Here is an 11,296-nt window from a genome sequence, read left to right as displayed (position 1 = left end):
TGCCGGGCGTGGTTGCGCCGGTCACCGAAGGGCGATCGTCGCGCCCGCTTGAAGGACTCATGTTCCGGCTTCCGGCAGTGCTATGGTCGCGCCCGCCGTCGATGAGAAACCAAGGGCCGACCATGAGTTCAGCGACACTTGCCGTTCGCCGTGACCGCGCGTTGGGGGCCGGCGCCCCGCTGTTCTACGACGCGCCCCTGCACATCGTGCGGGGCGAGGGCGTTTACGTGTACGATGCCGACGGTCGCCGCTACGTCGACATGTACAACAACGTGCCCTGCGTCGGTCACGCCAACCCCGATGTCGTCGAGGCGATGGCCCGCCAGCAGGCCACGCTCAACGTCCACAGCCGCTATCTGCACGAAGGCATCGTCGCCTTCGCCGAGCGCCTGGCGGGTCTGCACGGCCCCACCATCGAGAGTGTGATCTTCAGTTGCTCCGGCACGGAAGCCAACGAGGTGGCGCTCCGCATGGCGCGGCTCGCGACCGGAAAGACCGGCATCGTCTGCACCAACGCGACCTATCACGGCAACAGCGAGGCGGTCGCCAAGCTCAATCGGATCGGTGTAGGCCGCAACGCGGCCGGCGACGTCTGCGCCATTCCCTTCCCGGAGATGCTGCGCCCGCTGGTGCCCGGCGCCAGCGAAGCCGACCTCACGGAGGCCTATCTCGACCGCCTGCGCGAGGCGATCGCGACTCTCGAGAAGGACGGCGCGGGCTTCGCCGGGCTGATCGTGTGCTCGATCCTGGCCAACGAGGGATTGCCCGACATCCCGCGAGGCTTCATGCCGCGCGCCGCGGAGATCGTGCGCGCCGCCGGCGGCGTGGTGATCGCCGACGAGGTCCAGGCCGGCTACTGCCGCACCGGCCGCTGGTGGGGCTACGACGTCACCGGCTTCACGCCCGACATCGTCGTGACCGGCAAGCCGATGGGCAACGGCCTGCCGCTGGCGGCGACCGCCGCGAGCCGCGCGCTGGTCGAAGGCTTCCGCAGTGCCACGCGCTATTTCAACACCTTCGCCTCGAGCCCGTTGCAGGCGGCGGTCGGCATGGCGGTGGTCGACGTCATCGAGCGCGACGGCTTGGCCGAGAACGTCGCCAAGGTGGGGGCGTTCCTGAAATCGGCGCTCAGCCAGCGCAAGGGACGCTTCGCCTCGGTCGCCGATGTCCGCGGCCACGGCCTCTTCATCGGCGTCGAGATCGCCAAGACCGACGCGGCCCGGACACCCGATATGGACAAGGCGGTCGAGGTCATCAATCGCCTGAAGGACAGGGGCTTCCTGACGAGCAATGCCGGCGCGTTCAAGAACGTCGTGAAGATCCGGCCGCCGCTGGTCTTCGCGCAGCGCGATGCGGAGGAATTCCTCGGCGTCTTCGACGCAACGATGGCCGAGCTCGATGGATAAGGAGGCCATCGGCCGGACCTTTACGCCGGCCGCCGAAGCCGCCCTGAAATCCTTCCCGATCGACTCAGTCGATCTCACGCTGGTTTCCCTCGCCGAGAACGTCACGTTCAAGGTGACCGACCGGCGCGATGGCCAAGTTTACGTTCTTCGCCTCCATCGGCCGGGCTATCACACGCTCGACGAGCTGGTCTCCGAGCGCGCCTGGATCCGCGGCCTGGCCGACGCCGGCATCGATGTCCCGCATGCGGTGTCCGCACGCGACGGCCGCGACTATGTCCCGGTAACGATTCCGGCCACCGGCGAGCAGCGGTTCGCCGGCATGCTTCGCTGGACCGAAGGCCGCCTGCTCTCCCACGTCCTGGCCGAGACCAGCGACGACAAGGCGGTCGAGGATTACTTCGCCCAGCTCGGCGCCCTCACTGCCGCGATGCACAATCAGGCGAGCGCCTGGCGGCCGCCGACGGGCTTCATGCGCCATGCGCTCGATAGCGACGGCCTGATGGGCGATGCCCCGCATTGGGGGCCGTTCTGGGAGCACCGGTCGCTGACGGCCGCCGAGAGCCGCCTTCTGCTCGACGTCCGGGATCGGATGCACGAGGAGCTGTCGCGTCTCAGCCGGGAGCCTGCCGGCTATAGTCTCATCCATGCCGACATGCATCCCGGCAACATCCTGGTCGACGGCGACCGGCTGACGGTCATCGACTTCGACGATGCCGGCTTCGGCTGGCATCAGTACGACATCGCCGTCGTGCTCACCTATTGGCAGAGCAAGCCGAACGCCGCCGAGATCGAGCGCGCCTTCCTCGACGGCTATCGCGCCACCCGACCGGTGCCCGACGACGCCTTGGCGGCGATCCCGATGTTTCGCCTGGTCCGGTGGATGGCGTCGATCGGCTGGTTCCATCAGCGCCCCGAGCTCGAGCCTTCCGCTGTCTTCGAGGAGCGCAAGGCCTGGGTGCTCGACCGGTGCGCCGCCCTTCAGCGCGGCAAGGGGATCGGCTGACTGCGCTGCCTCTCGATGTCCGGCGCTCTGGCTGCCATCGACATGCAGGATCGCGCCGGCGACGAACGAGGCGGTTTCCAGGCAGAGGGCCGCGCCTGGCGTATTCGATCGCCGGCGAGAAGCCAGGCGGCCGGCATGTCGCGCAGATCACCACGACGCTCCGGTGATGACGGACTCCTTCGACAACGCCTGGAGTCGACGAGCACATGAAGGCGGTGGCGTGGCAGCGAAACCCACGCGATGCCTCTCGGTGTGAAGGCGAAACTCGCGAAACCCGAGCGAGCCCGCCGATGCAACTGCTCGATTTACGGGCGGTGCGGCTGCGTCACGATGCCTGAGTGAAGTGGAGGACGGCATGACGCTTGCGGTATCGCGTGTCTTGTCGCGTCGGGTTTTCTGCGCCCTGCCATTGATCGCGGCCGGCACGCCGTCGCGCGCCGAGCCCGAGCGCACTGCGCCGGTCTGGCCACGCCGCCCCGTTCGGTTGGTGACACGCCCCGCCGACGGTGTGCGCAACGATGCGATGGCGCGCACGCTCGCGGCGGCGCTGTCGCGGCGCTGGCGCCAGCCGGTGCTCGTCGACTATCGCCCGGGCGGCGACGGCACGGCCTCGGTCGAGACTTTCCTCGCCGCGCACGACGACCATGCGCTGCTGCTCGGCTCGACCGGCGTATGGACCACGCTGCACCTGACGCACGACAACCTGCCGTTCGATCCCGAGCGCGATCTCGTACCGCTGGCGCCCGTCGTGCAGGACTACATCGCCATCGCCGTCGCGCCGGCGCTCGGCCTGGCCACGCTGGGCGAGGTCATCGACGCCGCGCACCGCAACCCAGGCAAGCTCACCTGGTCGAGCTCCCTGCACGCGCCTTATCTCGCCTTCCTGGCCTTCCTCAAGGCCGTGCAGGCCGAGTTCCGCTTCGCGCCGTGCCGCAATCCCCTGGGCGCGGCGGCCGATCTCGCCGAGGGCCGGGTGGACCTCGCCTTCCTGACCCTGCCGCCGACGATCGGCGCAACGCAGCCCGGCCGGATTCGTCTGGTCGCGGTGACGAGCACGGAGCGGGCGCCGAGCGCACTCGACGTGCCGACCGTCGTCGAGGCCGGGTTTCCGGCGCTCGCGATGCAAAGCGGCTACAGCCTGTTCGGCCCGCGCGACATGCCAGTGCCGCTGCGCGCGCGGATCGCCGACGACGTCGCCGCCGCCGTGCGCGATCCGGTGGTCGCTCAGCGGCTCGCGCTGATGGGCTACCGGCCGCAGCTCGGGTCGCCCGCCGCCTTCCAGGCCCTTCTGCAGCGCGAGCGGGCGCACTGGAGCGAGCTGGCGCACGCCTCGTACGCCACGACCGCCGCGCAGTAGCTCGCTTTTCCTCCATCGTGCAGCGCGCCGTGTTAGCGTGACGCGTTGCGTGGCTTTGGGAGGGAAAGCAATGAAGCGGGTCACGAAGGTTCTGCGAGCCATGGCGTCGACGATCGGCCTGTTGGCTCTGCAGTCGCCGGCGATTGCCCAGGACTATCCGAACCGGGCGATCACCATCGTCTGCCCGTTCGGGCCGGGCACGGCCATCGACATCATCGGCCGCCAGCTCGCCCAGCACATGACGGCAACGCTGGGGCAGAGCGTGATCGTCGACAATCGCGCCGGCGCCACCGGCAACATCGCCACCGACTACGTCGCGAAGGCGAAGCCGGACGGCTACACGATCTACATCACCAGCACGAGCATCATCCTCAACCAGATCGTCAGCGCGCCGGGCTACAACCTGCAGCGGGATTTCGCGCCGATCGCGCTCAGCGGCGTGCTGCCCTACGCGCTGGCGGTGCCGTCGTCGCTGCCGGCGCAGAACGTCCAGGAGCTCGTCGCGATGGCGAAGGCCAAGCCCGGCAAGCTGAACTACGTGGGCTATGTCGGTGGCGTGCCGCAGTTCCTCGGCGAGATGCTCAACCGCGCCGCCGACATCAACATCGCGATGGTGCCGTACAAGAGCACGACCGACGCGGCGAGCGATTTCGCCTCCGGCCGGGTCGAGGTGCTGTGGACGCCGGTGCCGTCGAGCCTGCCGTTCGCGAGCAACAAGCAGGGGAGGGTGCTCGGCGTGACCGGCAGCAAGCGCGCCACCATCCTGCCCGACGTGCCGACGCTCAAGGAGGCGGGCTATCCCGACCTCACGGTCGAGGTCGGCTACTGGTTCCTGGCGCCGGCCGGCACGCCCAAGCCGGTCGTCGAGAAGCTCGGCAGCGCCATCAAGGCGGGCCTGCGCGACGACAAGGTCTGGGCCGCCCTGGCCCAGCAAGGCGTCGAGAAGAAGGAGGGCGGTCCCGAAGAGACCGGCGCCTATCTCGCCGGCGAGATCAAGAAGTGGGACGCCATCGTCAAGCAGTCGGCGCCGGCCACTCGCTAGGGCGATGCTCCCGCACGGGCAAAACTATTTGCAGTCTGCCGTCCGTCGCGTCCGCCGCGTCCGCCGGCGTCCGGCCTGGGGGGGTGGCGCCGGATTCCGGATTCTCGACGAAAACCCTTATGGAATCGGCATCGGATGTGTCCGGCGTCCGGCCGGACGTCGCGCCGGACGGACTGCGCGCTCGGGCATCAGCCCGGCCAGCGCGTTCCCCAGCGGTCGGCGAAGGTGACGTCGGCGACCGGCTTGCGGGTGAGCGGGCCGTACTTGCGCGTCGGCCAGCCGATCGGCATCAGCGCGAAGGTGGCGACGTTCTCCGGGATGCCGAGGACGGCCTTGACCTCGTCCTCGTAGAGGATGTGGTTGGTCGTGATCACCGTCCCCAGTCCCAGCGCGCGGCAGGCCAGGATGATGTTCTGGATCGCGGGATAGATGCTCGAGCCGCTGATGCGGAGCGTATTGGCGAGGTGGGCGTCGTAGCGCGCCTGGACCCGCTCGGGCAGGGTCGCGCGCTCGGGCGGATCGCGCTTGGCGAGGCAGGCGATGAGGATGACCGGCGCCTCGGCCAGGTGGTCCCACAGATGGCCGCTGTTGGCCAGGAACTGGCGGTACTGCTCGTCGGTCAGATGCTCGGGCCTGGGCCGAGACGAATAGATCGCGCTCGCGTAGTCCGAGGCCTTGCGATAGAGCGCGGCGAGCTGCTGCTTTACCTTCGCGTCGCGCACCACGACGAACGACCAGTGCTGGGTGTTGCCGCCGCTCGAGGCGCGGATGGCGGCGTCGATCACCTGGGTGATCAGCGTCTCGGGCACCGGGTCCGGCTTGAAATGACGCAGCGAGCGGGCGGTGTACATCGCCTCGAACAGGCCGATGTCGCTCGACGGTGGCTTGCTCACGTGAAGTCTTCGGGCTTGAGCTCGATCGGCTGGCCGTGCGCCGTGCGGTCGGCGGCGTGGTCCCAGGCGTCGTAGTAGCGCGTGCGCTGCGCGGCGCTGGCGATGCCCTTCTCCTCGACGAGACGTTCCAGCGCGGCCAGCCAGTGGCGGTAGTAGGTCTCGCCGGTGTCGGGGTCGCCGCTGGCTTGCGCGCGCTTGATCTCGGCGCCGAGCGTCGCGGCCCATTCCGGCCAGGTGAAGACGCCGCGCGCATGCAGCGCCAGCGCCATGGCAAAGGCCTGCGCCTCCCACGGCTCGCGGAAGGTCGGGCCCTCGGCGTCGCAGGGCACGCCCGGCACCGCCCGGGCCGCGTCTGACGCGGCCTGCGGGTCGATGTCGGTCACTGCGCCACCTCGAGGTAGGGCTCGAAGGCGTCGACCGAGACCTTCACGGTCGGGTCGGCGTCGTCGCCCCACAGGTCGCGGCCGGAGAACACGACCGTGTAGAGCCATTGCGGGTTCTCGCCGCGCAGATGCGCCTGCGTGTCGGGGAAGACGTGGCTGCCGTTGATGCGCTCGATCGTGCCGACATGGCCGCGCACGTAGCGCGGCAGGCGGGTGTGCGTCGTCGGGTTGAGGTTGCGCGCGCACACCTTGTCGCCGAGCTTGAAGTTCGGCGGGTTGGCGACGTCTCGGTGGAAGGAGCCGCGGGTCATCACCCGCACCACGTCCTTCTTCTCGAACGGCCCGCGCGGCAAGGTGGCACCGCTGCGCAAGGAATGGCCGGCGGCGATCTCGTCGGCGCCGACCAGCTTGTTGTCGAGCAGGGTCTTCACCAGGCCCAGGAACCATTTCTGGTAATAGGACGCCGACAGGTAGGTCGCGGGCGGGATCGACTCGCGCGAGAAGCGCTGCATGTCGATGTTGAAGCCGGCATTGGCGCCCATGGCGCGGACCATCGCCATGACCCGGCTTTCCCACGGCTCGTGGAAGGTCGGCTCGTTGGGTTCGACCTCGACCTTGCCGAAGCCGTCCATGCCGCCCATGTCGTGCACGCCGTTCATGTGGTCACCGTCGGCAGGCCGGTGCCGATCATGCTGTCGCGGGTCACGATCTCGGCGAGCCGGTCCTCGCTCCAGCCCTCGGTACCGGCGGGCCGCATCGGCAGCACCAGGAAGCGCGTCTCCGCCGTCGAATCCCAGACCCGGATCTCGGTGGCCGCCGGCAGCGTCACGCCGAAATCCTTCAGCACGCCGCGCGGATCCTTGACCGTGCGCGAGCGGTAGGGCGCCGCCTTGTACCAGACCGGCGGCAGGCCGAGCATTTCCCACGGGTAGCAGGAGCACAGCGTGCAGACGATGACGTTGTGGCGCTGCGGCGTGTTCTCGACCGCGATCAGATGGTCGCCGACGCGGCTGAAGTGGCCGAGGGTCGCGATCGCCTTCGAGGCGTCTTCCAGCAGCGCCGCCTTGAAGGCCGGATCGGTCCATGCCTTGGCGACCACCCGGGCGCCGTTGCGTGGGCCGATCTTGGTCTCGTAGGCCTCGACGATGGCGTCGAGCGCGGCCGGATCGACGTAGCCCTTCTCGGTCAGGATGGTTTCGAGCGCGCGCACCCTGAGCTGGGTGTCAGACAGCTCCGAGCCGTGATCGTGCCCATGGTCGTGGTCATGCATGGCGTCATCGTAGCGCCGTGCGGCGCTACCGCAAGGCGTCGACGAACTGCTCCAGCGACCAATCGCCCAGCACCTCGATGCGCGGCAGGCGCAGCGCATCGCCGTCGAGATGGGCGAAGCCCGGCTCGACCGTGACGCCGAGCCGATAGCCGCACCGGCGCGCGATGCGCACGAAGCGGTCGCTGGCCTCGCCGAAGGGGGCCGCGATCGCGAGGCAGGGCGTGCCGGTCACCCGCTCGATCAGCGCCCGCGACAGCGCCGCCTCGCGCACGATGGCGCGGCTCGACAGCGCGTTCATGTGGCTGTGGCTCGCCATGTGGCTGCCGAAACGGATACCCTCGGCCGCAAGGTCGCGGATCTCGCGCCAGCCCATCAGGGCGGCGGGCGCGCCGTGCCCGGCGTCCCACTGCGCGGCATCGCCGACATGATCGGTGGTGATGAAGACCTCGGCGGTGAAATCGTGCGCCTGCAGGATCGGCCAGGCCGCGTCCCGGAAGTCGCGATAGCCGTCGTCGAACGTCAGCATCACCGGCCGGCCGCGCAGGGGCCGGCGGCTTGCGAGGTGGCCGATCAGGTCGGCCGAGCCCACCGCATGATAGCCGTGGCGCCGCAGCCAGCGCATCTGGGCACGGAACGCCTCGGGCGAAGTGCGATAGCGCGCCAGGGTGGCCGGCCCGTCGGACGCAATACGGTGGTAGTTGAGAATCGGCACCCGCTCGACGCTCTCGCGTGCCTGGACCTCGGCACGGCGGGCCTCGGCGCCGTCCCAGACGATGCTGCGGGCATAGGCTGGTTCGGGTGGCGGTCCGAGCTCGACGGTGTCGATATGCGCCGCGGGTGCCGTGTCGACCTTGCGCAGGAGGTCGATGCGGTAGAGCTCGGTCTGCAGCGAGCGCACCAGCGCGAGGCCGGGCGTCGTGGCGAAGGTCTCGGCGATGACGGCGCCGCCGAACGGCGCGTCCCAGTCGAAGCCGGTGCGCGAGGGATCATCCTTCAGGAGATGCGCGTGGGCGCTCACGAGATGGCCACCCGGCTTCAGCGCGGCCGCGAGCTTGGCCGCGAGGCGCTGCAGCGCCGCCTTGTCCTCGAGGTCGTAGAGGACTTCGGAGCAGACCAGCAGGTCGAGATCGCCCGGCAAGGGCTCGTCGAAGAAATCGAGGCGACGGTAGTCGATGCTGCCGCGGCCGATGCAGCGCGCGCGAGCCCGCTGGAGCGCGGTCTCCGAGATGTCTGAGGCGATGAGATGGCCGACGCGCGGTGCCAGCAGCACCGTGAACCATCCCTCGGAGCAGGCCACTTCGAGCGCCCGGTCGATGGGACCCGGCGGCAGCAGGTCGAGGGTGCGCCGGTACTTGAGCTGCTCGTAGGGCGAGCCGTAGGCCCAGGGATCGGCGGTCGTGTAGACGCTCTCCCAGTAGCCCCGGCGATCGCCCGAGGGGCCGCCATCCGCCGCGGCCGAAGAGGCGGGCTTGGCGGGCGGAAGATCGATCGACTGCGCTTCGCTCCGCGCTGCCTCGATCGCAGCCGCGAGCGCCCGGTCGTTCGATGCCGTCGCGGCCGGACCGAAGGCCGCGAGCGCCGCCGCGCCGACGATGCGCTTGAGATGGTCGCGCCGAATGCGGGGGCGCGTCGTGATCGCCTCGATCACGAGCCGCATCCAGAAACGGGGACGCTTCAGCACGCCCGACGCCCTGAGGAAGATCGACAGGCTCACTGCGTCGATAGCCAGGCCGGCGAGCTCGCGCGGCGACAGGGTGGCAAAGACCGGCACCTCGATCGATCCGGCGGCGCGGCCTGCGCGCTGGAACTCGAGCTGCAGCGTATCGACGTCGGCGGGAACGGCGATCGCGGCAAGCTGCGCCAGATCGCGCCGCGCCAGCAGGACGTTGCCGACGGCGAGCTGTCGGGTGAGTGTGGCCGGCCGGAAGATCTCGGGTTCGAGGCCGAACTCCAGGACGCGCGCGAAGCCCGTGCGGTTGGCGGCCCGTTCGACCTGCAGCAGCAGATCGCGCACGCGTGCGAGGAAAGCGGCATCGTCGCCCAGCGGCTCATCGGGTTGTTTGCGGGCTCCGGCACGCAGGCCGGCAAGCAGGGTGAGCCGGCAGCCTTCGGCCAGGCTGCCCCAGGCATCGGGCAGCGGCTGCACCAGGTCGATGCCGTCGCCGCCGGCACCGATATCGAAGGCGGCGCACCACAGCGCGAAGTAGCCGATGGCCATCTCGCGACTGCCGAGGCCGGGATCGGCGCCCCGGGCATGGCGCGGCGCCGGCTGGCGCACACGCGAGTCCGCCGCGAAGGCACGATCGACGACACGGCGGGCGTCGGCGAGCATCAAGCGGGCGTCGCTCGACAGCGACTGCTGCTGCAGGCGGTAGAAGGCGACGGCGTCGGCCACCGGATGGAAGGCGACGCCGGTGCGCGCCAGGCGATGCCAGAAGTCCCAGTCCTCGCAGGTGCGCAATTCGGGATCGAAGCCGCCGATCTCGTCGATCAGCGAGCGATCGAGCACGAAGCCGTGGATGACCACCGGGCATTGCCGCGCCAGCACCTCGAACGGTGCGCGCGCGACCTCGCGGCTCAGCCACAGCGGCCCGGTGTGACCGTCGGGGCTGACGCGGCGGCAGGCGGAGAAGGCGACGCGGCCCCCGGCTCGCTCGAGGACGGCCAGCATCTTGTGCAGGAAGCCCGCCTCGACCCAGTCGTCGGCGTCGAGGAACAGCAGCCGGTCGCCGCGTGCAGCGGCGATGCCGCGGTTGCGTGCGGCCGAGGCGCCTTCGGACGCGCGGCCGTCGCTCAGCACGGTGATTCGCCGATCGCGCTCGCTATAGCGCCGCACGAGCGCGGCCGTGCCGTCGGTCGAGCCATCGTCGACGACCACTGCCTCCCAGTCGCCGCGCGTCTGGGCCAGCAGCGAGTCGAGCGTCTCTCCGAGGGTGCCCTGGGCGTTGCGCGCCGGGATCACCACCGAGACCGTCACCACACGACCTCGCTGTAGAGCGGGAACACGTCCTGCCGCCCGAGCCGTCGGCGGATGCGGCCGGCGGCGATGGTGACGGCGGCCTGCAGCAGATAGCGCGTGGTCGCAGCCGGCTGGTCGGCGAAGCCCTCGCGCAGCAGCCGCGCGGCCTCGGCCCAGCGGCCGCTCGCGCCGGCGCGATAGGCGAACCAGGTGCGCGAGTCCTGGAGATGATGGGCGATCTCCATCGCATGGCCGGGGTGGCGTTCGAGCAGTTCGGCCAGGCCCAGCGCGGTCGAGCGGAACATCTGCAGCGATTCGGTCGACATCGACGCGGGTGTCTGGCGGTAGCCGACGAAGTAGCGCGGCACGACCCGGAACTCGGCATGCTCGGCGACGCGGAGCGCAATCAGCAGGTCCTCGGCGCCCTCCGCACCGCGCGCCCGCAGCGCCGGATCGTAGCCGCCTGCCCGCTCGAAGGCGGCGCGGCGCAGCAGCAGCGCCGAGCCGTTGCCGATCCAGTTGCCATGGCAGAGTTCGCGCAGCGCATCGCCTTCATGCAGAGGCTGCGGGCCGAACGAGACCACCCGACCGCTGAAGTCGATGCTGGCGAACCAGCAATAGGCGAGGCCCGCGGCGTGCCCTGCGTCCCGCAAGGCCGCGAGCTGGCTCGCGATCTTGCCGGGCGCCCAGACATCGTCGGCATCGATGAAGGCAAGCCACGCTGCGCCGGTCGCGTCGGCACCGGCATTGCGCGCGGCAGCGACGCCGACGCCGGATTGCCGCACCATGCGTACCCGCGGGTCGCGCCGCGACCAGTCGTCGACGATCGCCGCCGAACCGTCGGTCGAGGCGTCATCGACCACGATGATGTCGAGCGCAGCATGGGTCTGGGCGCAGATGCTGGAGAGCGTCGCCGCAACGGTGCGCTCTGCATTGTGCATCGGAACGACGACGCCGACCGCCTCTTCGTCAATGGCCATTCT

General features: G+C 70.0%; 10 protein-coding genes. 4 read left to right on the top strand and 6 right to left on the bottom strand.

All coding sequences use genetic code 11. The annotated features are described in order from the left end of the window. Positions 1-122 precede the first annotated feature (122 nt). The 4 genes from J0J01_RS26240 to J0J01_RS26225 all read left to right on the top strand — a co-directional run bounded on the left by J0J01_RS26240 (position 123) and on the right by J0J01_RS26225 (position 4,808). A complete protein-coding gene (locus J0J01_RS26240; protein WP_296386165.1) occupies positions 123-1,406 on the top strand; it encodes an aminotransferase class III-fold pyridoxal phosphate-dependent enzyme in 1,284 nt (427 codons plus the stop codon). After that, positions 1,399-2,409: a phosphotransferase gene (locus J0J01_RS26235; protein WP_296386163.1), complete on the top strand. Its 1,011-nt coding sequence runs from the start codon at positions 1,399-1,401 to the stop codon at positions 2,407-2,409. Before J0J01_RS26240 ends, J0J01_RS26235 begins: the two co-directional genes overlap by 8 nt. Positions 2,410-2,788: 379 nt before the next feature. Then, positions 2,789-3,766, top strand: a complete 978-nt coding sequence (locus J0J01_RS26230; RefSeq protein WP_296386162.1) for a tripartite tricarboxylate transporter substrate binding protein — start codon at positions 2,789-2,791, stop codon at positions 3,764-3,766. A gap of 70 nt (positions 3,767-3,836) precedes the next feature. After that, the gene (locus tag J0J01_RS26225) at positions 3,837-4,808 is read left to right on the top strand and encodes a tripartite tricarboxylate transporter substrate-binding protein (protein ID WP_296386160.1); all 972 of its coding nucleotides are present in this window, start codon (positions 3,837-3,839) and stop codon (positions 4,806-4,808) included. A 188-nt stretch (positions 4,809-4,996) separates the two neighbouring features. Here J0J01_RS26225 and J0J01_RS26220 read toward each other — a convergent pair whose 3' ends face one another. Genes J0J01_RS26220 through J0J01_RS26195 form a run of 6 tightly spaced genes read right to left on the bottom strand, consistent with a single transcriptional unit; the run spans position 4,997 to position 11,293 of the window. Next, positions 4,997-5,701 (bottom strand): nitroreductase family protein, encoded by a 705-nt coding sequence (locus J0J01_RS26220; RefSeq protein WP_296386158.1) that lies wholly within the window; start codon positions 5,699-5,701, stop codon positions 4,997-4,999. Then, positions 5,698-6,084, bottom strand: coding sequence for a nitrile hydratase accessory protein (locus J0J01_RS26215; protein WP_296386156.1), 387 nt, complete (start codon positions 6,082-6,084; stop codon positions 5,698-5,700). The genes J0J01_RS26220 and J0J01_RS26215 overlap by 4 nt, the downstream gene beginning before the upstream one ends. Then, positions 6,081-6,743 carry a nitrile hydratase subunit beta gene (gene nthB / locus J0J01_RS26210; protein WP_296386155.1) on the bottom strand — a complete coding sequence of 221 codons (663 nt, stop codon included), beginning with the start codon at positions 6,741-6,743 and terminating at the stop codon, positions 6,081-6,083. The genes J0J01_RS26215 and nthB overlap by 4 nt, the downstream gene beginning before the upstream one ends. After that, a complete protein-coding gene (gene nthA / locus J0J01_RS26205; RefSeq protein ID WP_296386153.1) occupies positions 6,740-7,354 on the bottom strand; it encodes a nitrile hydratase subunit alpha in 615 nt (204 codons plus the stop codon). The genes nthB and nthA overlap by 4 nt, the downstream gene beginning before the upstream one ends. Positions 7,355-7,379: 25 nt before the next feature. After that, positions 7,380-10,334 carry a trifunctional glycosyltransferase/class I SAM-dependent methyltransferase/polysaccharide deacetylase gene (locus J0J01_RS26200; protein ID WP_296386150.1) on the bottom strand — a complete coding sequence of 985 codons (2,955 nt, stop codon included), beginning with the start codon at positions 10,332-10,334 and terminating at the stop codon, positions 7,380-7,382. Next, positions 10,328-11,293, bottom strand: coding sequence for a glycosyltransferase family 2 protein (locus J0J01_RS26195; protein ID WP_296386148.1), 966 nt, complete (start codon positions 11,291-11,293; stop codon positions 10,328-10,330). The genes J0J01_RS26200 and J0J01_RS26195 overlap by 7 nt, the downstream gene beginning before the upstream one ends. Positions 11,294-11,296 lie beyond the last annotated feature (3 nt).

This window comes from Reyranella sp. (assembly GCF_017305915.1).
Classification (GTDB): Bacteria; Pseudomonadota; Alphaproteobacteria; order Reyranellales; family Reyranellaceae; genus Reyranella.
The sequence above is the reverse complement of the archived record's forward strand: the minus strand, read 5'-3'. Positions and strand labels throughout refer to the sequence as shown.